The following is a 21,424-nucleotide window of genomic DNA, read 5'->3' as shown; positions in this document are numbered from 1 at the left end:
CCAGCCCACCGTGGCCCAGCCGGGCCACGCCCGGCAGCACCTGTCGCCGACGGCTCGACCGGCGGGAGCCTGCTGCGCCGATCGGCGCTCAGCCCCGCGGCGAGCGGGCGGTCTGCCGCGGCGAACGGATCGCTGCCTCCGGGGTGTGCAGCCGCGCCAGGGTGCGGTCCCGGTGTGGCGGCAGGGTGCGCGGGGTGAGCCAGGAGACGCCGAGGATCACCGTCACCGCCAGCGGTGTCGCCCACGCGGCGGGGGCGCCGAGCAGGGTGGCGGTCCATCCGGGGGCCGGTGCGCCCAGCAGCGAGATCGTGGCCGCGCCGATGGTGGTGACCGCACCCACCGTGATGCCGGCCGCCGCGCCGGCGGCGGTCAGCCCGCGCCACCACACCCCGAGGATGAGCAGCGGGGCGAAGGTGGCCGCGGCGATGGCGAAGGCGTGCCCGACCGCGGTGGACAGGGCGACCGTGTCCAGCACGAGGCTGGCGCCGAAGGGAGCCAGCACCCCGATCGCCGCGGACAGCCGGAAGGACTGCACCGGGCTGGCGTCGCCGCCGGTGAGCCGGCCCAGCGCCCGCCGCACGACGTCCTGGTCCAGCGCGCCGGCCACCGACATGGTCAGTCCGGAGGCGGTGGAGAGGAAGGCGGCGAAGGCGCCGCCGGCGACCAGCGCGGTGAGCAGGTCGCCGCCCGGCCCGCCGACCACCTGGGCGGGCAGCTCGAGCACCACCGAGGGCCGGGCGGTCTCGACCGGGCCGTCGAGGTAGACCCGGCCGAGCACCCCGTAGACCGGGGGGAAGAGGTAGAAGAAGGAGAGCAGCACGAGCACCGCCACCGTGGTGCGGCGGGCGGCCACCCCGTCGGGGTTGGTGTAGAAGCGCACGACGATGTGCGGCAGGCCCATCGTCCCCAGGCACAGCGCCAGGATCGTCGCGTAGGCGGTGTAGGTGGGGTGCTCGCCGGGTCCGCTGGCGACCAGCGGCTCCCACCAGCTGCGGCTCCCTTCGGGCGCCGGTGTTCCGTCTCGCACCCAGATGGTCAGCAGCACGCAGGCCGGCACGGTGATCGCGGTCAGCTTCAACCAGTACTGGACGGCCTGGACCAGGGTGATCGAGCGCATGCCGCCGGCGATGACGTTGAGCGCGACGATGACAGTCACCACGGTGGCGCCCACCCAGGCCGGCGCGCCGCTGACCTGGCTCAGCGCCAGTCCCGCGCCCTGCATCTGCGGCAGCAGGTAGAGCCAGCCGATGCCCACCACGAGCAGCGCGCACCCCCGCCGCAGCACCCGGGACTCCAGCCGCAGCTCGGCGAAGTCCGGGAGGGTGTAGGCCCCGGAGCGGCGCAGCGGGGCCGCGACGAGGGCCAGCAGCACGAGGTAGCCGACGGTGTAGCCGACCGGTAGCCAGAGCATGTCCACCCCGCCGGAGTGGACCAGCCCGGCCACCCCGAGGAAGGAGGCCGCCGAGATGTACTCGCCGCCGATGGCGCTGGCGTTGCGCCACGGGGAGACGGTCCGTCCGGCGACGTAGAAGTCGCTGGTGCCGCGGGCGAAGCGCAGCCCGACGGCGCCGAGGGCCAGCGTGGTGGCGCAGACGAGCAGGATGGCCGCGACGCTGAGCGGGGCGCTCACCCGCGGTCCACGACCCGGGCGAAGTCGCCCTCGAGCCGTTCGCTGGAGCGGGTGAACCAGGCCGCGGCGGCGATCACCGCGGGGTAGACCAGCACCCCCAGGACGAGCCAGGGCAGCGGCACCGACAGCACGGTGAGCCGGCCCGCGGCCGGGACCAGCAGCACCAGCAGCGGGGCCACCAGGAGCAGCGTGCCCAGCGCCAGCACCAGCCGCAGCGACAGCCGGCGCTGCGCCCGCATCAACGAGACCACGTAAGCGGTGCCGAGCGCGGACTGGGCGTCGACCTCCTCGCGCAGCGGGCGGTGCCGGTCGGTGGCCGCGCGGCGGGTGCGGGTGACCCGGACCCGGGCCGGCGGCTGCCCGCGCTGCGCGCCGCTCACGGCCGCAGCCGCAGCAAGGTGCTGCGCAGCGCCCGGGTGTGCCGGCGGCTCACCTGCAGCTCGGTGCCGTCGATGACCACCGCGACCTTGCCGTGCTCGGTGCGCACCTCGCTGATGTGCCGGGTGGCCACCAGCGTCGAGCGGTGGATCCGGACGAAACCGGCCTCGGCCCAGCGCTCCTCGAGGGTGGCCAGCGGGATGCGTACCAGGTGCGAGCCGTCCGGGGTGTGCAGCCGGGCGTAGTCGCCCTGGGCCTGCACCCACCGGATGTCGGCGCGGGCGACGAAGCGGGTGACCCCGCCGAGCTCGACCGGGATCGTCTCCTCGTTCTCCGGCGTCGCCGGCGGGGCGTCGGCCCGCTCGCGCTGGACCAGGCAGCGGCGGATCGCCTCGCCGATCCGCTCGGGGCGCACCGGCTTCATCACGTAGTCGACGACGTCGAGGTCGAAGGCATCCACGGCGTGGGTGTCGTGGGCGGTGACGAAGACGACCTGCGGGCGCTCGCGGAAGCGGTTGATCACCGAGGTCAGCTGCATCCCGTCGAGCCCGGGCATGCTGATGTCGCTGAGCACCACGTCGACGGTGTCCCGCTCCAGCGCGGCCAGCGCGGCGGTCCCCGAGGCAGCGGTGACCACCCGGCCCACCCGCGCGTCGCGCTCGAGCAGCCAGGCGAGCTCGTTGCGTGCCGGTGCCTCGTCGTCGACGACGAGCACGGTCAGGCGAGGTGTCCCGGGGCTGGACATGCGGGACAGCCTAGGGTGCCGCGTCGGCTGCCGGGGAGTACTTCGGTACCCGGAAGGAGACCTTCATCCCCGCCGACGGAGCCGTCTCGACGACCAGCGCGGCGTCCTCGCCGTAGACCTGACGCAACCGGGCGTCGACGTTGCCCAGGCCGACGGAGTCGCTGCGCGACTGCCCGTCGAGCACCTTGCGGATCACCTCGGGCTCGGCCCCGACCCCGTCGTCCTCGACGCTGATCTCGACGTCGGTGCCCAGGTCGGTGGCGGTGAGCACGACGTGGCCCGGGCCCTCCTGCGGCGCCAGGCCGTGCCGCACGGCGTTCTCCACCAGCGGCTGGATGGCCAGGTAGGGCACCCGCACCGGCAGCACCTCCGGGGCGATCCGCAGGTTGATGTCGAGCCGGTCGCCGAAGCGCGCCTGCTCCAGCACGAGGTAGCGCTCGACGTTGTGCAGCTCCTCGCTGACCGTGGTGAAGGTGCCGCCGCGGCGCAGCGCGTAGCGGGTGAAGTCGGCGAACTCCAGCAGCAGCTCCCGGGCCCGCTCCGGCTCGGTGCGCACGAAGGAGGCGATCGCCGCCAGGGAGTTGTAGATGAAGTGCGGGCTGATCTGGGCCCGCAGCGCCCGCAGCTCGGCCTCCATCGCCCGGGTGCGTTCGAAGGAGAGGTCAGCCACCTCGACCTGGGTGGCCACCCAGGTGGCCACCTCGCCTGCCGCCCGGACGAGGCCCGCCGACGCCGGGGGCCCGTAGCCCGCGATGGCCCCGACGATGCGCTCGTCGACGACCACGGGGGCGATGACCGCGCCCCGGACCGGGCACTCCGCGCCGGAGCAGGTGACCTGCTCGGGCCCGAGCACCACGGTCTCGCCGCGGGTCAGCGCCCGCTCGGCCTGGTCGATCACCTGGGACAGGTGATGATCGCCCTCCCCGTCCCAGACGATGACGCTGGCGGCGTCGCAGATCGCCAAGGCCGGGGTGCCCAGCATCGCCCGCAGGTAGGGCGCGGCCCGCTCGCAGCCCTCGTCGGTGAAGCCGTCGGCCAGGTGCCGCCCGGCCAGCGAGGCGGTGTGCAGCGTCTCGAAGGTCGCCTGCTCGGTCACCGAGATGAAGCCGCCGCGTCGGGACCGCCACCACATGGGCGCAGGATAGGCCCCACCTAGGCTGGTGCGGTGCCCGGACTCGTCACCGCCCTCAGCGCCCTGGCCGACCTGCCCGAGGTCGCCGACTCCTCCGAGCAGGCCCGGGAGGCCTGCACCCGGCTGCGCTGGCACGAGGGGCTGCGGCGGCGGACCCCGGAGGCGGCCGCCGAGTCCCGGGTGCGCGGCGCCTGGGCCTCGGCCGAGCTGGACGGCGCCCGCTCCACCGCGAGCATCGTGCGCGACCTGATGCGCGGCGCCCGGGAGCGCAGCCCGGAGCCGGATCCCGCCGAGCGGGTCATCCACGGCGCCATCGGCGCCACCGCCGAGACCGAGCACGTGCGCACCCTGGTCCGCACCGCGCCCAGCCAGGCCCTGGCCCGGCTGCACACCGCGGCCGCCGCCCAGCTGGTCAGCGCGCCCGACCAGCTCGGCCGCCCCCGGCTGGAGGGGGAGGGCTGCCAGGAGATGGCCGACCTGGGACCGGCGCCGCAGGGAGCCGAGCTGCGCGAGCGCCTCGCCGGGATCGGCGAGCTGATGCGGTCCGCGGACCAGGCCCCCGCGCTGGTGGTGGCCGCCGTCGTGCACGCCGAGATCGCCGCCACCCGACCCTTCGTCGTCGGCAACGGGCTGGTCGCCCGCGCCGTGGAGCGCTCGCTGCTGACGGCCACCGGGCTGGACCCGACCGGGGTCGCGGTGCCCGAGGCCGGGCACGGTGACCAGGGCGGACCCGCCTACCTGGGCTCGCTCACCGGCTACACCTCCGGAGGGCGCGAGGGGGTGCTGCTGTGGCTGCGGCACTGCGCCGACGCGGTGGTGGCCGGCGCCGCCGAGGGCGAGCGCATCGCCACCTCCGTGCGAACCGGTCGCATCGGCTGAGCGCCGTTGGCCGCGCGCAGGCGAATTCATCCCAAAGGGTGACCGTCTTCGTGTTGCGCGGGCCACTCAGCGCGTTACAGTGGGGGGCATCGCTCCCCTTAGGGGTCGAGCGGTAACGCACCAGCTCCCTCCCCCCCGGAGTAGGCGCGTTGACGGCCCCGGTTATCCCCCCAACCGGGGCCGTCGTGCGTCTCCGGCCTCCCGTGCGGACGAGATGCCTCGTCCACAGGCCCCGGAGACGTCCCGGCGTCCTCCACCCCCACACCCCTTGACGCGGTGACCCGGAGCAGGCGCTGCGAGCCTGCGGGCATGAGATCGAGAAATTCTCCGACGCACCCGGTGGTGGTTCTCAGCGGCGCCTCCGGAGGGCTCGGCACGAGCACCCTGGCCGGTGCGGTGGCCGGCTGCGCGTGCGCCGATCTGACCTTGGTCGACGGTGACGTCCGGGCCGGTGGCATCGACGTCACGGTCGGCGCGGAGCACGAGCCGGGCCTGCGCTGGCCGGACCTGGCCCGGCACGAGGGGCCGGTGGTGGCCGACCAGCTGCGCGGCCGGCTGCCCGCCGCGCCGTGGCCGGTGCTGGCCGCCCGGGGCGCCGGCCCGGCCGAGAGCACCGTCGTCGAGGTCGTCCGGGGACTGTCGGCGGCCGCGCCGGTGGTGCTGGACCTGCCGGTCCGCTCGCTGCCCGAGCGGGCCTGGACCGAGGTGCCCGACCTGGTGGTGCTGCTGGTGGGTCTGCGGCCGCGGTGGTTGCGGGACGCCGAGACGCACCTGGACCGCCTGGGCGCCCTGCGCCAGCGGGTGGCCCTGGTGACCAGGGGTCCGCTGCGTCCGCGCGGGGCCCCGGAGCGGGTCGCCGAGCACCTGGGTCTGCCGCTGCTGGAGCACCTGCCGGACGACCCGCAGGTGGTGCGCGCCGAGGCGCGCGGCGGTCCGCCGGGGCGGCGCGGGGCATGCGCCGGGGTGGCCGGGGTCGTCGTCGAGGTGGCCGGCCTGGGCGGTCGGCGAGGGCGGGCGGCGGCATGAGGTGGACGCCGGCGATGGATGCCCAGGTCGGTCGCGGGCAGGCCCCGGACGAGCAGGTGATCGGTCGCGTCGCCGCCGACGAGGCGGCCCGGCTGGGCGAGCGCGGCACCCGGCGGCGGGGCGAGGAGCTGCGGGCCGGCCTGCTCGGTCTCGGGCCGCTGGAGCCGCTGGTCGCCGACGAGGCGGTCACCGACGTGCTGGTCAACGGTGACGGCTCGCTGTGGGTGGACCGTGGCGACGGGGTGCAGCGGGTCCGGCCCGGGCTCGGCGACCGGGAGGAGGTGCGTCGGCTCGCCGTGCGGCTGGCGGCGCTGGCCGGCCGCCGTCTGGACGACGCGCAGCCGTGGGTGGACGGGCTGCTGCCCGACGGGGTCCGGCTGCACGCCGTCCTGCCGCCGCTGGTGGCCGACGGCGCGCACGTGAGCCTGCGCATCCCGCGGCGCCGCTCGGGTGGCCTCGACGCCCTGGCCGGCCTGGGCATGCTCACGGAGGGGCAGGCGGTGCGGCTGCGCGAGATCGTGCGCTCCCGTACCGCCTACGTCATCACCGGCGGCACCGGGTCGGGCAAGACCACCCTGCTGGCGGCCATGCTCGCCGAGGTCCCGGCCGACGAACGGGTGGTCGTGGTCGAGGACGTCGGCGAGATCGTCGTCGCGCACCCGCACGTGGTGCGCCTGCAGGCGCGCTCGGCGAACACCGAGGGTGCCGGGGAGGTGAGCATGGTCGACCTGGTCCGCCAGGCGCTGCGGATGCGTCCGGACCGGCTGGTGGTCGGCGAGGTCCGCGGCGCCGAGGTGCGCGACCTGCTGCTCGCGCTGAACACCGGCCACGAAGGGGGGTGCGGCACCCTGCACGCCAACGCCCCCGAGGACGTCCCGGCCCGGGTCGAGGCGCTCGGCGCGCTCGCCGGGATGAGCCGTGAGGCGGTGCGCACCCAGCTGGCCAGCGCGGTCGAGGTGGTGGTGCACCTGCGCCGGGAGGGCGGACGCAGGGTCGTCGGCGCCATCGTGCCGCTGAGCTCTCTGGTCGACGCCGGCGGACCCGGCCGGCCGGGGGAGGCCGGGGCATGAGCGCCGCCGAGGTGCTGCTCGTGCTCCTGGCGGTGCTGCTGTGGCCGGGCGCGTCGCCGGCGCTGGGATCGGGTCGGGCGGCTCGTCGGCCGCAGGCACGCGACGGAGGCCGGTGGCAGCGCCGTGGCGGGCCGGCGTCCGAGGAGCGGCTCGCCGACCTCGCCGAGACCGTCGCCATGGCGCTGCGCGCCGGGGCGACGCCGCCGCGGGCGGTCGAGCTGGCCCGGGCCGACGCACGCGCCCCGTGGGACGACGTCCTGGCCGACGTGGCCGCGGCGCTGGCCCGCGGCGAGGAAGCCGGACCGGTGTGGAGCGCCGCGGCGCAGCAGCATCCCGAGGTGGGCTTCCTCGGCGGCGCCTGGCGGCTCTCCGAGCGCCTGGGCAGCCCGCTGGCCCCGACGGTGGAGGTGGCCGCCGAGGTGCTGCGCGGGCGGCTCGGGGTGCGCCGCCGGCTGGACGCGGCGAGCGCCGGCCCGCGGGCGACGATGGTCATGCTCACCCTGCTCCCGCTCGTCGGGCTGCTGGCCGGCCTGACCTTCGGGATCGCGCCGTGGACGGTGGTGACCTGGTCCTCGGCCACCATGCTCAGCGTCGGTGCGGGGGTGGTGCTGACCGGGCTCGGCTGGACGATCTGCCGCGCGGTGCTGCGGCGGGCCGTGCGCGAGCAGGTGCACCGGTGATCGCGGTCGCGCTGCTGCTGGTGCTGGCGGTGCTGGCCTGGCCGGTCGGCGCCCGGCACGGCGGCCCGGGTCGTCATGTGGCCGCACCGCGCGCCGGGTCCGTGTCCGGCGCGGGCGAGGTCGACGGTCTCGCCACGGCCGCCGGAGAGGACCCCGGGGACGAGGCGAGAGGTCCGGAGCGCCGACCGCCGGTCACCGACCGCGAGGTCGCCGACGCCATGGTGCTGCTCGCGCTCGCGCTGCGCTCAGGCCGCGGTCTCGCCGACGCGCTGGCCCAGACGGCCGCGGTATCCTCGCCGGGCGCCCGCGACGACCTGGTCCGGGTGACCACGGCGCTGCGCTGGGGCCGCTCGATGCGGCAGGCCTGGACCTACGCACGTCCGGTGTGGCGGCGCACCGCCCAGGCGATGGCGGTCGCCGACGAGAGCGGCGCCGCCTCGGCCGCCGTGCTGCTGGAGGCGGCGGCCGCGCAGCGCGAGGAGGACGCGCGGCGGATCGAGGAGGCGGGGCAGCGGGCCGGGGTGCTGCTCGTGCTGCCGCTCGGGCTGTGCTTCCTGCCCGCCTTCGTCGCCACCGCCGTGGTGCCGCTGGTGGTGGTGCTCCTGGGGCAGCAGCTGGGCTGACCGGGTCAGCCGAAGAGGATCGCCGCCTCCTGGTAGCGCGAGCGGGGCACCGTCTTGAGCTCGGTGACCGCACGGTGCAGGTCGACCTCGACGATGTCGATGCCGTTGAGGGCGACCATGGTTCCCCACTTCTGCGCGTTGACGGCATCGATCGCCGCGGTGCCGAAGCGGGTCGCCAGCACCCGGTCGTAGGCGGTGGGGCTGCCGCCGCGCTGCAGGTGCCCCAGCGTCATCGACCGGGTCTCGATCCCGGTGGCCTCCTCGAGCATCGGCGCCAGCCGGTCGGCGACCCCGCCCAGCCGGGGGCGGCCGAAGGCGTCCAGGCCGTGCCGGGCCACCGGCGAGTCCTCGCCCTCGAGGACGGCGCCCTCGGCGGCCACGACGACCGGGGCCCGGCCGCGCTCCTTGGCCTCGGTGACCCAGTGCGCGACGTCGTCCAGGGAGGTCGGCACCTCGGGGATGAGGATGGCGTGCGCACCCGAGGCCAGCCCGGCGTGCAGCGCGATCCACCCGACGTGCCGGCCCATCACCTCGACGACCATGCAGCGGTGGTGCGCCTCGGCGGTGGTGCGCAGCCGGTCGATCGACTCGGTGGCGATCGAGGTGGCCGTGTCGAAGCCGAAGGTGTAGTCGGTCGCGGACAGGTCGTTGTCGATGGTCTTGGGGACCCCGACGACGTTGATCCCCTCGTCGGCGAGCCGACGGGCGGCGGTGAGCGTGCCCTCGCCGCCGATGGCGATGATCGCGTCCATCCCGTGGCGGGCCATCACCTCACGGACCCGGTCCGGGCCACCCCCCGCGTAGGGGTTGGTGCGGGAGGTGCCGAGGATGGTGCCGCCGACACCGGACAGGCCGCGGACGCGCTTGCGCTTCAGCGGGATGCAGTCGTCCTCGACGAGCCCGCGCCACCCGTCGCGGATGCCGACGAAGTCGCGCTCGTAGATACGGGTGCCCTTGATGACCGCGCCCCGGATCACCGCGTTCAGCCCGGGGCAGTCGCCGCCGCTGGTGAGGATGCCGATGGATCCGCTCATGACCCCAGTCTCGTGCAGGCGCCAGGGGCCGCCGCGAGGTGCCCGCTGGGTGGACGGCTCAGCCGCCGCGGATCTCGAGGTCGACGAAGTCGAAGCCGGGGGAGACCAGGCAGCTGACCAGGGCGTCAGCGTCGTCGCGGGGCAGGGTGCGCTGCCACACCCCGCCGGGGATGACGACGTGCGGCTCGTCGTCGGGCTGCAGGCCCACCCGGTGGCGCTCGCCGCCGACCGGGAGGTCCCCGTCGCCGCCGGTCTCCAGGAGCACGGTGCCCTCGGCCGCGACCCAGGTCTCGTCCCAGGTCACCCGGTGCCACGTCGAGAACTCCCCGGCGGGCAGGTAGAAGAGGATCAGCGTGGCCGTCGGGCGGGTGAGGGTGGTGCCGTCGGGGCCGGCGAGCATGACCTCGACCGGCGACGCCCAGGTCTGGCGGTACCAGCCGCCCTCGGGGTGCGGGGCGAGGTCGAGCTGCTCGGCGCGCGGCGGACGGTCGGGGCGATCTGCGGAGGTCGGCACCTGCCCATCCTCGCGCAGGTGCGGCTCTCGCTCAGCGTCATCCACACCCAGCGTCGCCCACGCCCGGTGCCGTCCCGCTCAGCCGAAGATCCCCCGGATGACGACGACACCGACCGCGCCCACCGCCGCCGCGGCCGGGACGGTGATGACCCAGGCCATGGCGATCGGCTTCATGAGGTTCCAGTTGGCGGCCTTGTTGACCATCCCGACGCCGAGCACCGCACCGATGAGGATGTGCGTCGAGGAGACCGGCAGCCCCAGCAGCGAGGCGCCCATGACCACCGCCGCGGCGGACAGCTCGGCAGCGAAGCCCGAGGCCGGGTGGATCTTCGTCAGCCCGGTCCCGACGGTGGTGATGACCTTGCGGCCGATGAACCACAGTCCGGCGACCAGGGCCACCCCGGAGGTGACCATGAGGGCGGTGGGGACCGCGGACTCGGCGCCGATCTCGTTGGTGCGCAGCACGTCCAGCACCGCGGCGAACGGCCCGACGGCGTTGGCGATGTCGTTCGAGCCGTGGCTGAAGGCGAAGGCCGAGGCGGTGAAGACCTGCATCCAGCTGAAGAGCAGGAAGGTGGACCGGGCCAGGGTCTGCTTCTTCAACGACTTCGCGAAGATGAAGACGGCCATCCAGACCGCGGCGCCGACCATCCCCATGACGAGGAAGTTGCCGATGCTGTCGAGCTCGAGGTGGAGGTTCTTCAGCCCCTTGAAGAGCAGCATCGCGGTGATGACGACCGACCCGCCGGCGGCCAGCAGCGGCACCCAGGTCTCCAGCGCCCGGTGCGCCTCGAGGTTCTCCGCCTCGTCCTGCAGCTCGTACAGCTCGCGGTAGTAGTCCGACTCCAGCTCGTCGCGGTCGAAGTCGGGGGAGCTGACCACGACCGCGTCCCGGGCCATGGTGTTGGTGTAGGAGATCTGCTGCAGCTCGTCGAGGCGCTCGAAGGCGGCCTTGTGCCGCTCGCGGTGCTCGATCCGCTCCACCTTGAGCTGGCGCAGCTGGTCGTCGGCCTGCTCGTTGTAGACGAGGATGCCCTGCTTGATCCCGCGGAAGAGGACGTAGGCGACCAGGCCGCCGAGCACCGGGGAGAGGAACCAGGAGATGACGATCTGGCCGATGCCGCCCCACTGCACCATCTCCCAGCCGCCGTCGCCGGTGACGAAGCCGAGGGTGACCGCGGCGCCGACGATGCCGCCGATGATCGAGTGGGTGGTCGAGACAGGCCAGCCCATCTGGGTGGCCACGAGCAGCCACAGCGCGGCGCCGAGCAGGGCCGCCATCATGATGAAGGCGAAGTCCATCGGGTCCAGCGGGACCCCGTCGAGGTCGACGATGCCGCTGCGCACGGTGTCGGTCACCTCGCCACCGGCCAGCACCGCGCCACCGACCTCGAAGACGGCGGCCACCATGAGCGCCTGCTTCATCGTCAGGGTGCCGGCGCCCACCGAGGTGCCGAAGGAGTTGGCGACGTCGTTGCCGCCGATGTTGAAGGCCATGAAGACCCCCAGCAGGATGGTGACCACGAGCACCGCGTAGTGCGAGCTCTGACTGATCTGCCCCGTCGACCAGAGGATGAACGAGACGACGGTGACGACCAGCAGCAGCCCGAAGGCGGTGTGCCAGACGATGTCGGATCCGCGCTGCGGAGACGGTGGTTCGGGAGCCTGCTCCGGCGCAGGAGCCATGGTGTCGTGAGCCATCGGTGCGCCCTTCCCCAGAGACGTGACGTGCGGCGACGGGGACACTGTCGTCCTTCGACGCCGTGTCGTGGGTGACGGCCGGGCCACGTCGGACAATCGATCCGGTGACGGGTGGGTGGACGTGCGGTGGCGCGGGCGGGTGAGCAGCAGCAGATCTCATCGGCAGTGCTCCCGTGCGTGCGCGGCTATGGTCCGCCGCATGGCCCTTGAGATCACGGTGGCAGGTCGGACGATCGAGGACGCGCGTCGCGTGGTCGAGCACTATGCGAGGAGTCACCCTCGGACCCTGACGCGGTACGACGCGTCGACGCAGGAGTGCCATGACGTCATCTCAGCGGAGGACGTCGCGGCCTCGCGGGTTCTCGCCTCACGCATCAGCCGTGCACAGGGGGAAGAGATTCTTGAGCTCGCTGCCAGCCACCACGAGTTGCTCGCGCAGATCCCGAAGGAGGCGGATCTGGCTGACGCGGACCCCGCGGAGTCTCAGGGGCTCTACGACAAGGGAGCCGACCTGCTCACGGCGCTCCAAGGTCCTTGGGTGCGGGTCGCCAAGGCCTCGAAGGTGCTGCACCTCAAGCGCCCGGCCTTGTTCCCGATCCTCGACTCCGGGCTTACGCGCCTCTATCGCAGTTGCGCTGCCGAGGCTGCCCGTCGGTACCCCGAGCGCGGTCACCGTCGCATGTTCTGGGCTGCGATCCGCAACGATCTGCGGACCAACGTCGACACTTTGGCCGAGCTGAGGAAGCAGATCTCGGATGCGGATGCCCAGGCACTGACGCGTGATCTCACCGACCTGCGCCTCATGGACATCCTCGCGTGGGAAGCAAGCCGTCGCTCGATCTGAGATCGACCGACGGTTTCCGGCCCCCAAGGGGCGCGCCACTGATCGGCCCGTCCACAGATGCGCCGCGGGGGCGGCACGCTCAGCGGGGTCCGGGGAGTCTCGACCCACAGGCGACGCACCGGGTGTCGCCGTGAGGGAGGGAGGCTCCGATGCGGAGCTCGATGTCGCGCCGCTGGGCGCAGCTCAAGAGGGCCGGCGAGGCCGGCATGACGACGGCCGAGTACGCGGTCGGCACGCTGGCCGCGTGCACCTTCGCCATCGTGCTGCTGGCCGTGGTGAAGTCCGGGCAGGTGAAGTCGGGGCTGGCCGGTGTCGTCCTCGAAGCGCTCGGCATCCGCTGAGCACCTGCGGGCCGACGGCGGGATGGTGAGCGCGGAGACCGCGCTCGCCATCCCCTCGGTGCTGCTGGTGCTGGCGCTCTGCCTGGCGGCGCTGCAGCTGGGCGTCGACCGGGTGCGCTGCGTCGACGCCGCGCGGGTGGTGGCGCGCGAGGCGGCCCGTGGCGAGACGGCCTCCCGGGCGCTGGCCGACGGGGCCCGGGCCGCCCCGGACGGGGCGCGGATCAGCACGGCCCGTCAGGGGCGGGACGTCGTGGCCACCGTGCGGGTGCCGGCGCCGGCGGCCGCCACCTGGATCACCGCCGGCACCACCTGCCGGGCGGTGGCGCGGATGGAGGTGGGCGGCGATGGCTGACGGGCCGAGCGGAGGCACATCCGGCGGACGACCGGGGCGAGGACGCGGCGACCGCGGCTCGGGCTCGGTGCTCGCGGTGGGGGCGATCGCGGCCACCCTCAGCGGGACGCTCGGTGGGCTCGCCGTCGCCTCGGCGGTGCTGGCCGCGCACTCCGCGCGCGCGGCGGCCGACCTGGCGGCCCTCGCGACAGCGGTGCAGCACCAGCAGGGCACCGGTGCCCCGTGCGCGGAGGCACGGCGGGTGGCGGCCGCTCAGCAGGCGGAGGTCACCGCCTGCCAGGTCACCGCGGACGGCACGGCGCAGGTCACCACGAGCGTGCCGGTCGCGCTGCGGCTGCCCGGCGTCGGGCCGACTCGGGCGACCGGGGTCTCCCGTGCCGGACCGGAGCCTGGTTAGCGGCGGCCCTCGCCCGGGTCGATGCGCTGGGTCTCGGTCGCCCGCTGCTCGGAGCCGTCGCCGCTCCACGAGGGGCGCGGCGGGGGAGCGCTGCTGGATCCGGTCCCGGCGGCCGGGCCGGTGCCGCCGGACGCCATCGGGCGGGTGGGGCCGGCCGGCTGGTCGGCCGTCGGCTGGGCGCCGGTCTGCTGCTCGGCGATCTCGGCGCGCTCCCGCTCGGCCTGGGCGGCCCGCTTCTGCTCCTCCAGCTCCTGCTGGTACTGCCGCTCGCGCTCCTCGTGGGCCAGGCGCTCGCGCTCACGCTCCTGCTCGACCTGCTGGTCGTGGGCGACCTGCTGCTCCTTGGCCTGCTGGTCGCGGGCCTTGCGCTCCTTGCGCAGCCGCTGCTTGCGCGCCAGCCCCGAGCGGACCGTGGCCAGCCCGATCAGCAGCAGCAGCATGGTCAGCATGCCCCCGACGACGAGGATCAGCGGGGTGACCGTGACGACCACCGGGTCGAAGAAGTCGATCTCGATCTCCTGGCCGGAGAGGTTGCTCGTGCCCAGGATCAGCGCGATGCCGATCGCGAGCGCCACCAGGACGACGACGATGCCGATGATGACCATGCCGGGTGTGCCTTTCGTCAGGGGTGGGGCGGGCGCGGGCCCGCAGGTCCGCCCCGCACCCTAGCTCGCGGCGACCCTGGTCGCGTCCCGGACGACGTCGAGCAGGGCCACCGCCCCCGCCTTGCTCAGCGGCTCGTTGCCGTTGCCGCACTTCGGCGAGACCACGCACGAGGGGCACCCCGACTCGCAGGGGCAGTCGGCGATCGTCTCGCGGGTCGCGGCCAGCCACTCCCGCAGCCGCTGGTGGGCGCGCTCGGCGAAGCCGGCTCCCCCCGGGTGGCCGTCGTGGACGAGGATCGTCGGCAGCCCGGTGTCCGGGTGGCAGGCGGTCGAGACCCCGCCGATGTCCCAGCGGTCGCAGGTCGCCAGCAGGGGCAGCATGCCGATGGCCGCGTGCTCGGCCGCGTGCGCCGCCCCGGGCACCTCCGCCTCGGTGACCCCTGCCGCGGCCAGGGCGTCCGGCTGCATGGTCCACCACACGCCGCGGGTGGACAGGCTGCGCTCGGGCAGCGTCAGCGGGTGGGTGCCGATGACCTCCCCGCCGGGCAGGCGGCGCAGGAAGCCGGTCACCTGCTCGCGCACCCGCACCCGGCCGTAGCTCACCCGCACCGGTCCGTGCTCGCTGGCCTCCTCCTCGGCGACGAGGTCGAAGGAGGAGACCGACGTCGCCTGGGTGCTCCACCCGGGATCGCCGCGGACGACGCTCGCGGTGGCGCCCTCGAGGTCGAGGTCGGTGACGACATAGGTCTCGCCCTGGTGCAGGTGCACCGCCCCGGTGTGCACCTGGGAGTGCGCCGAGGTGCCGTCGACCGTGCCGACCACCCGGCCGGTCCGGGTCTCGACGACGCTGACGACGTCGCCGATGCCCCGCAGCGAGACGTGCTCGCCGGGGCGGTCCGGCCGCGTCCAGTACCAGCCCCCGGGTCGACGGCGCAGGATCCCGCGCTGCACCAGGACCTCCAGCACGGTGCCCAGCGACGGGCCGAACCACTGCTCGTCGTCCTCGGTGACCGGCAGCTCGGCGGCCGCGCAGGCCAGGTGCGGGGCCAGCACGTGCACGTTGCCCGGGTCGAGCACGCTCGCCTCGACGGGCGCGCCGAAGATGGCCTCCGGGTGGTCCACCAGCCACGAGTCCAGCGGGTCGTCCGCGGCCAGCAGCACCGCCAGCGCCTCGCCGCCGGCCCGCCCGGCCCGGCCGGCCTGCTGCCACAGCGAGGCCAGCCGTCCGGGCCACCCGGCCATGAGCACCGCGTCCAGCCCGGCGACGTCCACACCCAGCTCCAGCGCGTTGGTGGCCGCCAGGCCGAGCAGCTCTCGGGAGCGCAGCCGCTGCTCCAGCAGCCGCCGCTCCTCTGGCAGGTAGCCGCCGCGGTAGGCGGCCACCCGTCCGGCCAGCGGACCCCCTTCGGGCAGCCGCCGACCGGCGGTGAGGGCGAGCGCCTCGACCCCGGCCCGGGACCGGGCGAAGGCGAGCGTCTGCACGTCCTGGGCCACCAGCTCGGAGAGCAGCTCGCCGGCCTCGGCGGTCGGGGAGCGGCGCTGACCGTCCTGATCCTCCGGCGGCTGCCACAGCCCGAAGGTGACCGCGCCGCGCGGCGAGCCGTCCTCGACCACCTCGGTCACCGGCGCCCCGACCAGCCGGGAGGCGTGCGCCGCCGGGTCGCCGGCGGTGGCCGAGGCCAGCACGACGGTGGGGTCGGTGCCGTAGCGGCGGGCGACCCGGCGCAGCCGCCGCAGCAGCAGCGCGACGTGGCTGCCGAAGATCCCCCGGTAGGCGTGGCACTCGTCGACGACGACGTAGCGCAGCGCCCGCAGGAAGCCCGACCAGTGCTCGTGCGCCGGCAGCAGCGAGTGGTGCACGAGGTCGGGGTTGGTCAGCACGACGTTGGCGTGCTGGCGGATCCACCGCCGTTCCTCGGTGGGGGTGTCCCCGTCGTAGGTCGCCGGCCGGATCCCGGGCACCGCCCACGACCGCAGCCGGTCCAGCTGGTCTGCGGCGAGCGCCTTCGTCGGCGAGAGGTAGAGCACGCTCGCCCGTCCCAGCGGGGTGGCCTCGGCCTCCAGCACCGCGGTCAGCGACGGCAGCAGGTAGGCCAGCGACTTCCCGGAGGCGGTGCCGGTCGCCACCACGACGTGCTCCCCGTCGCGCGCCAGGTCGGCCGCCTCCCGCTGGTGCGACCACAGCGAGGTGATGCCCTGCCCGGCGAGGGTCGAGCGCAGCGCCGGAGCCACCCAGCCGGGCATCTCGGCGTGCCGGGCCGGGCGTGCCGGCAGCTCCTCGACGTGCCGCAGCGGTTCTCCGCGGCCGGCCGCCAGGCCGGCGAGCGTGGTCCGGCCCCACCCGTCGCAGGGAGCGACGGCGCCTCCGGCGGAGGGCACGTCGGCGCCCCCGGCGGTCCCCGCGGGAGGGGTGCCGGTGTCCGCGTGCTGGGAGCGTTCTGGCAGGTCGGGCATCGTCCTCTACGGTATGGCCGACGACCGACGATCGAAGGAGGGCAGTCGCATGGGTGTCAGCGTGACCACCAGCGAGCAGGGCCCGGTCCCGGTCGTGCACGTCCAGGGGGACGTCGACGTCACCTCCGCGCCGTCCATGCGGGAGGCCATCGACGCGCTCATCCTCGCCGGCCACCGCCGGATGGTGCTGGACCTGACCGACGTCTCCTTCATCGACTCCACCGGCCTCGGGGTCGTCGTCGGCCGGCTGAAGGGGTTGCGCCGCTCCGCCGGGGTGCTCACCGTGGCCGCCTCCCACGAGCGGGTGCTGCGGGTGCTGGGCATCACCGGCCTGGACACCGTCCTGGACGTCGCCCCGGACGTCGACGCCGCGATCGCTGCAGCCGCCCAGACCGCCCAGTAGGGTGAGCCGCGGCGGGCGAGACGCCCGCCGACAGGTCGGATCCATCGAGGAGGATGGGTATGGCTGGCAGGTTCACCCCCACGGTCGACGGCGCCGAGGCGCTCGAGCTGTCCGGGACCAACCAGACGATGACCGTGGTCGTCGCGCTGATCGCCGTCGTCGCCCTCGTCATGGGCGTGGTCTTCCGCCGCCAGGTGCTGGCGGCCGAGGCCGGCACCGAGCGGATGCGCGAGATCGGCGACGCCGTCGAGGAGGGCGCGCACGCCTACCTGCGCCGCCAGTTCCGCACCCTGGGCATCTTCGTCGTCCTCGTCTTCGCGCTGCTGCTCCTGCTGCCGGCCGACGACGCCGCGGTGCGCTGGGGTCGGTCCGGCTTCTTCGTCCTCGGCGCCCTCTTCTCGGCGGCGATCGGCTACCTGGGCATGTCGCTGGCGGTCAAGGCCAACGTGCGGGTCGCCGAGGCGGCTCGCACCTCCGGCCGTGAGGAGGGCATGCGGATCGCCTTCCGCACCGGTGGCGTGGTCGGCATGTTCACCGTGGGCCTGGGTCTGCTCGGGGCGGCCATCGTCGTCCTCGCCTACGCCGGCCAGGCGCCCACGGTGCTCGAGGGCTTCGGCTTCGGCGCGGCGCTGCTGGCGATGTTCATGCGGGTCGGCGGCGGCATCTTCACCAAGGCCGCCGACGTCGGCGCCGACCTCGTCGGCAAGGTCGAGGCCGGCATCCCCGAGGACGACCCGCGCAACGCGGCCACCATCGCCGACAACGTCGGGGACAACGTCGGCGACTGCGCCGGCATGGCCGCCGACCTCTTCGAGTCCTACGCGGTGATGCTCGTCGCGGCGCTCATCCTCGGCTCGGCCGCCTTCGGCGAGTACGGCCTCGTCTTCCCGCTGATCATCCCGGCGATCGGCGCGATCACCGCGCTCATCGGGGTCTTCATCACCCGCGCGCGGGCCGGGGAGAACCCGCTGGACTCCATCAACCGCGGCTTCTACATCAGCGCCGGGATCTCCGCGGTGCTCAGCGCGGTCGCCGCCTTCGTCTACCTCCCGGACAGCTACGCCGCGCTCGGCTCCGACTCCGAGCAGGTGGCCACCCTCGTCGGCGACCCCCGGATCGCCGCGCTGCTCGCGGTGCTGCTCGGCATCGTCCTCGCCGGGGTGATCCTGTGGATGACCGGCTACTACACCGGCACCGACAAGCGGCCCACCCAGGACGTCGCGCGGACCACCCTCACCGGCGCCGCCACGGTCATCCTCTCCGGGATCGGCCTCGGCCTGGAGTCGGCGGTCTACAAGGTCCTCACCATCGCCGGGGTCATCTACCTCGCCTTCCTCCTCGGCGGCGGCTCGGTGACCCTGTCGCTGTTCTTCATCGCGCTGGCCGGCTGCGGGCTGCTGACGACGGTCGGGGTGATCGTCGCGATGGACACCTTCGGCCCGGTCTCGGACAACGCCCAGGGCATCGCCGAGATGTCCGGGGACGTGCACGGCGAAGGGGAGCAGGTGCTCACCGAGCTGGACGCGGTCGGCAACACGACCAAGGCGATCACCAAGGGCATCGCCATCGCCACCGCGGTGCTGGCGGCAACCGCGCTCTTCGGCAGCTACACCGACGCCTGGGTGGACGCCACCGTCAACATCGGCGTCGCCCCGGGCGAGGACTTCCAGCGCTTCGTCGACACCCAGATCGTCTCGCCGAACGCGCTGGTCGGGCTGCTCATCGGCGCCGCCGTGGTCTTCCTCTTCTCCGGGCTGGCGATCAACGCGGTCACCCGGGCCGCCGGGGCGATCGTCTACGAGGTGCGCCGGCAGTTCCGCGAGCACCCGGGGATCATGGCCGGCACCGAGAAGCCGGAGTACGGGCGGGTGGTCGACATCTGCACCCGGGACAGCCTGCGCGAGCTGGCCACCCCCGGTCTGCTGGCCGCACTCACCCCGGTGGTCGTCGGCTTCGGCCTGGGCATCGGGGCGCTGGCCGGCTTCCTCGCCGGGGCGATCGCCTGCGGCGCGCTGATGGCGGTCTTCCTGGCCAACTCCGGTGGCGCCTGGGACAACGCCAAGAAGGTCGTCGAGGACGGCAACCACGGCGGCAAGGGCTCGCCGGCGCACGAGGCCTCGATCATCGGCGACACCGTCGGCGACCCCTTCAAGGACACCGCCGGCCCGGCGATCAACCCGCTGATCAAGGTGATGAACCTCGTCGCCGTGCTCATCGCCCCGGCCATCGTCACCCTGACCATCGGCCCCTCGGAGAGCCCGGCCCTGCGCTACGGCATCGCCGTGGCCGCGCTCGTCGTCATCGTCGCCGCGGTGGCGGTCTCCAAGCAGCGCGACCTGGCCATCACCGCCGACGAGGTGACCCCCGACCCCGCCGACGCCTGACCCCTTCGCCCCCCGAGCCTTTATCGGGTTACCCGATAATCGCTCGCTCTCGGGGGAAGCCTTCTCCGGTGAGCGAGAGGTTCTCGGCCTGGGCGGCGCGAGCGCGGGGGAGAGCGGCTGGGTGGAGGTGATGGGTCGCGCTGGGGCGCGTGCGGATACCTCCACCGAAGGGGGGTGGGCGGCTGGGTGGAGGTGATCCGGCTGGGTGGAGGTGAAGGGACGCGCCAGGGCGCGTGCGGATACCTCCACCGGCTCGAGATACCTCCATCGAGGAGGTGGGCGGGCGGCGGTTGGAGGTGATCCGGCTGGGTAGAGGTGATGGGACGCGGTGGGGCGCGTGCGGATACCTCCATCGAAGGGGGTGGCCGGCTGGGTGGAGGTGAAGGGACGCGCTGGGGCGCGTGCGGATACCTCCACCGAAGGGGGGAGAGCGGCTGGGTGGAGGTGAAGGGTCGCGCCAGGGCGCGTGCGGATACCTCCACCCGATGACATACCTCCACCCGCGCCCCCTCACTCGCCGACGAGCGCGTGGAGGCAGGCAGAGCTCGACGCGGGCGGGGCGCAGCCGTCTAGCCTGAGCGCTCGTGACCACCCCCACCATCGACCCGCGGCTGCTCGACCGGCTCCGCAACGACCTCACTGCGGCGGGCTTCACGCTGGACGGCATCGGCGACCTGCTCGGGCAGGTGGCCTCCGCCGCGCTGCACCGCGAGCAGCCGCTGGCCGCCCGCCGGGTGGTCCGCAGGGAGCGCTCGCCGCTGGCCACCCTGGTCGGGCTGTGGTGCCTCGGCGAGCCGACCGCCCCCGCTGACCTGGCCGAGGCGCTGCCCACCCTGGGGGTCGACGGCGCCGTCAGCCTCGGTCTGGTCACCAGCGCCGGCCCCAGCAGCGGCACCACCTCCCGACCCGGCCGCGAGACCACCCCCGAGACCACCCCCGCCCTCGGCACCGACCAGACGCTCCGCGCCGCCTGCGACCTGCGTCCCTACGGCGACGAGGACTCCTCCTGGTGGGTGGCCTCCGACCTCGGCGAGGACGCCCACATCGGCCCCCTTCCGCTGGACCACGTCCTGGGCATCGGCGGCGCCTCGGCCACGCTGGCCTCGTGGACCCCGCGAGCCCGGGTCGCCCGGGCGCTCGACCTCGGCACCGGGTGCGGGGTGCAGAGCCTGCACCTCGCCGCGCACGCCGGCACGGTGGTGGCCACCGACGTCTCCCGCCGGGCCCTCGACTTCGCCGCCTTCAACGCCGCCCTGGCCGGCCAGGAGTGGGAGCTGCGGCACGGCTCGATGCTCGACCCGGTCGCCGGCGAGCGCTTCGACCTCGTGGTGAGCAACCCGCCCTTCGTCATCACCCCGCGCCGTGCGGATGTCCCGCGCTACGAGTACCGGGACGGCGGCCGGGCCGGTGACGCCCTCGTCGCCGAGCTCGTCGCCGGCGTCGGCGCGCACCTCGCGCCGGGCGGGGTGGCCCAGCTCCTGGCGAACTGGGAGGACCACGAGGACGCGCCCTGGCAGGAGCGGGTGCGCGGCTGGGTGGACGGCACCGGCCTGGACGCCTGGGTGGTCCAGCGCGACCAGCAGGACCCCGCCGAGTACGCCGAGCTGTGGGCCCGCGACGGCGGGCTGCGACCGGGCGACCCGGGCTACGACGACCTCGTCGCCGCCTGGCTGGACGACTTCGCCGAGCGAAGGGTGAGTGCCGTCGGGTTCGGCGTGGTCACCCTCCGGCGCCCGACGAGCGGGCGGGCCCCGGTCGTGGAGATCGAGGAGGCTCCCGGCGCGATCACCGGACCGATGGGGCCGCACGTGCTCGCCCGCCTGGCGGCGCAGGACTGGCTGGCCGCTCACGACGACGACGCGGTCCTGCAGCAGCGCTGGCGGTGCGCCGCGGACGTCACCGAGGAGCGGCACGGGCGGCCCGGCGAGGAACCCGAGGTGATCCTGCTGCGCCAGGGTGGTGGCCTCGGGCGGGCGGTACGTCTGGACACCCTGGACGCGGCGCTGGTCTCGGTGTGCGACGGCGACCTGGACGCGCGCACCGCGCTGGCGGCGATCTCCGGGCTGCTCGAGATCCCCCAGGACGAGGCGCTCGCCCAGGGTGCCCGGCTGCTGCGGCGCCTGGCGATCGACGGCCTGGTCGTCCGTGAGCCGACGGACTGATCGCCGGGAGCCGACGGCCTGAGACGCCCGGGACGCCACGGACCTTCGCCTCCTGGCGGCGTCGCCGCAG

The 21,424-nt window shown here is 74.6% G+C and carries 21 protein-coding genes; 12 read left to right on the top strand and 9 right to left on the bottom strand.

Annotation, left to right across the window (positions count from 1 at the left end):
- Window positions 1–88: 88 nt before the first annotated feature.
- From BJY28_RS02290 to BJY28_RS02275, 4 genes are read right to left on the bottom strand one after another with little or no spacing between them, the layout of a single operon-like run.
- Entirely contained in the window at window positions 89–1,630 is a 1,542-nt protein-coding gene (locus tag BJY28_RS02290) for a sodium:solute symporter family transporter (RefSeq protein WP_179461569.1), read from the bottom strand.
- The gene (locus BJY28_RS02285) at window positions 1,627–2,010 is read right to left on the bottom strand and encodes a hypothetical protein (RefSeq protein ID WP_179461568.1); all 384 of its coding nucleotides are present in this window, start codon (window positions 2,008–2,010) and stop codon (window positions 1,627–1,629) included. Before BJY28_RS02285 ends, BJY28_RS02290 begins: the two co-directional genes overlap by 4 nt.
- The gene (locus tag BJY28_RS02280; protein ID WP_179461567.1) at window positions 2,007–2,753 is read right to left on the bottom strand and encodes a LytR/AlgR family response regulator transcription factor; all 747 of its coding nucleotides are present in this window, start codon (window positions 2,751–2,753) and stop codon (window positions 2,007–2,009) included. Before BJY28_RS02280 ends, BJY28_RS02285 begins: the two co-directional genes overlap by 4 nt.
- Window positions 2,754–2,763: 10 nt before the next feature.
- Window positions 2,764–3,885: a sensor histidine kinase gene (locus BJY28_RS02275; RefSeq protein ID WP_179461566.1), complete on the bottom strand. Its 1,122-nt coding sequence runs from the start codon at window positions 3,883–3,885 to the stop codon at window positions 2,764–2,766.
- 33 nt (window positions 3,886–3,918) lie between these two features.
- Here BJY28_RS02275 and BJY28_RS02270 point away from each other — a divergent pair, with 33 nt between their 5' ends.
- The 5 genes from BJY28_RS02270 to BJY28_RS16720 all read left to right on the top strand — a co-directional run bounded on the left by BJY28_RS02270 (window position 3,919) and on the right by BJY28_RS16720 (window position 8,163).
- The gene (locus tag BJY28_RS02270) at window positions 3,919–4,764 is read left to right on the top strand and encodes a Fic family protein (RefSeq protein ID WP_179461565.1); all 846 of its coding nucleotides are present in this window, start codon (window positions 3,919–3,921) and stop codon (window positions 4,762–4,764) included.
- Between the two features lie 309 nt (window positions 4,765–5,073).
- Complete coding sequence (locus tag BJY28_RS02265) at window positions 5,074–5,790, top strand: CpaE-like family protein (protein ID WP_179461564.1); 717 nt, start codon at window positions 5,074–5,076, stop codon at window positions 5,788–5,790.
- A complete protein-coding gene (locus BJY28_RS02260; RefSeq protein ID WP_179461563.1) occupies window positions 5,787–6,860 on the top strand; it encodes a TadA family conjugal transfer-associated ATPase in 1,074 nt (357 codons plus the stop codon). The genes BJY28_RS02265 and BJY28_RS02260 overlap by 4 nt, the downstream gene beginning before the upstream one ends.
- Entirely contained in the window at window positions 6,857–7,540 is a 684-nt protein-coding gene (locus BJY28_RS02255; RefSeq protein ID WP_179461562.1) for a type II secretion system F family protein, read from the top strand. The genes BJY28_RS02260 and BJY28_RS02255 overlap by 4 nt, the downstream gene beginning before the upstream one ends.
- Window positions 7,537–8,163: a type II secretion system F family protein gene (locus BJY28_RS16720; RefSeq protein WP_179461561.1), complete on the top strand. Its 627-nt coding sequence runs from the start codon at window positions 7,537–7,539 to the stop codon at window positions 8,161–8,163. The genes BJY28_RS02255 and BJY28_RS16720 overlap by 4 nt, the downstream gene beginning before the upstream one ends.
- Before the next feature lie 5 nt (window positions 8,164–8,168).
- Here the strand turns inward: BJY28_RS16720 and BJY28_RS02245 are convergent, their stop codons facing one another.
- From BJY28_RS02245 to BJY28_RS02235, 3 genes are all read right to left on the bottom strand, one after another.
- On the bottom strand, window positions 8,169–9,197 hold the full coding sequence (locus BJY28_RS02245) for an ATP-dependent 6-phosphofructokinase (RefSeq protein WP_179461560.1): 1,029 nt from the start codon (window positions 9,195–9,197) through the stop codon (window positions 8,169–8,171).
- A 58-nt stretch (window positions 9,198–9,255) separates the two neighbouring features.
- Window positions 9,256–9,711 carry a cupin domain-containing protein gene (locus tag BJY28_RS02240; protein WP_179461559.1) on the bottom strand — a complete coding sequence of 152 codons (456 nt, stop codon included), beginning with the start codon at window positions 9,709–9,711 and terminating at the stop codon, window positions 9,256–9,258.
- A gap of 78 nt (window positions 9,712–9,789) precedes the next feature.
- Window positions 9,790–11,412 (bottom strand): inorganic phosphate transporter, encoded by a 1,623-nt coding sequence (locus tag BJY28_RS02235; RefSeq protein WP_179461558.1) that lies wholly within the window; start codon window positions 11,410–11,412, stop codon window positions 9,790–9,792.
- A gap of 199 nt (window positions 11,413–11,611) precedes the next feature.
- Between BJY28_RS02235 and BJY28_RS02230 the strand changes: the two genes are divergently transcribed.
- From BJY28_RS02230 to BJY28_RS02215, 4 genes are all read left to right on the top strand, one after another.
- The gene (locus tag BJY28_RS02230) at window positions 11,612–12,256 is read left to right on the top strand and encodes a DUF6308 family protein (RefSeq protein ID WP_179461557.1); all 645 of its coding nucleotides are present in this window, start codon (window positions 11,612–11,614) and stop codon (window positions 12,254–12,256) included.
- A 149-nt stretch (window positions 12,257–12,405) separates the two neighbouring features.
- Window positions 12,406–12,597, top strand: a complete 192-nt coding sequence (locus BJY28_RS02225) for a DUF4244 domain-containing protein (protein ID WP_179461556.1) — start codon at window positions 12,406–12,408, stop codon at window positions 12,595–12,597.
- A gap of 22 nt (window positions 12,598–12,619) precedes the next feature.
- The gene (locus tag BJY28_RS02220; protein ID WP_246313503.1) at window positions 12,620–12,949 is read left to right on the top strand and encodes a TadE family type IV pilus minor pilin; all 330 of its coding nucleotides are present in this window, start codon (window positions 12,620–12,622) and stop codon (window positions 12,947–12,949) included.
- Entirely contained in the window at window positions 12,942–13,346 is a 405-nt protein-coding gene (locus BJY28_RS02215; RefSeq protein WP_179461554.1) for an Rv3654c family TadE-like protein, read from the top strand. The genes BJY28_RS02220 and BJY28_RS02215 overlap by 8 nt, the downstream gene beginning before the upstream one ends.
- On the opposite strand, the gene BJY28_RS02210 is transcribed toward BJY28_RS02215, so the two are convergent.
- Window positions 13,343–13,951, bottom strand: a complete 609-nt coding sequence (locus BJY28_RS02210; protein ID WP_179461553.1) for a hypothetical protein — start codon at window positions 13,949–13,951, stop codon at window positions 13,343–13,345. The two genes, BJY28_RS02215 and BJY28_RS02210, sit on opposite strands and share 4 nt — an antisense overlap.
- Before the next feature lie 60 nt (window positions 13,952–14,011).
- Entirely contained in the window at window positions 14,012–16,405 is a 2,394-nt protein-coding gene (locus BJY28_RS02205) for a DEAD/DEAH box helicase (RefSeq protein ID WP_179461552.1), read from the bottom strand.
- Window positions 16,406–16,454: 49 nt separating this feature from the next.
- Between BJY28_RS02205 and BJY28_RS02200 the strand changes: the two genes are divergently transcribed.
- The 3 genes from BJY28_RS02200 to BJY28_RS02190 all read left to right on the top strand — a co-directional run bounded on the left by BJY28_RS02200 (window position 16,455) and on the right by BJY28_RS02190 (window position 21,354).
- The gene (locus tag BJY28_RS02200) at window positions 16,455–16,808 is read left to right on the top strand and encodes an STAS domain-containing protein (RefSeq protein WP_179461551.1); all 354 of its coding nucleotides are present in this window, start codon (window positions 16,455–16,457) and stop codon (window positions 16,806–16,808) included.
- Between the two features lie 59 nt (window positions 16,809–16,867).
- A complete protein-coding gene (locus BJY28_RS02195) occupies window positions 16,868–19,192 on the top strand; it encodes a sodium-translocating pyrophosphatase (RefSeq protein ID WP_179461550.1) in 2,325 nt (774 codons plus the stop codon).
- A 584-nt stretch (window positions 19,193–19,776) separates the two neighbouring features.
- Window positions 19,777–21,354, top strand: coding sequence for a DUF7059 domain-containing protein (locus BJY28_RS02190; protein WP_179461549.1), 1,578 nt, complete (start codon window positions 19,777–19,779; stop codon window positions 21,352–21,354).
- Window positions 21,355–21,424: the final 70 nt, after the last annotated feature.

The organism is Janibacter alkaliphilus (assembly GCF_013408565.1).
GTDB classification, from domain to species: domain Bacteria; phylum Actinomycetota; class Actinomycetes; order Actinomycetales; family Dermatophilaceae; genus Janibacter; species Janibacter alkaliphilus.
This window is presented reverse-complemented; position numbering and strand designations above follow the sequence as displayed.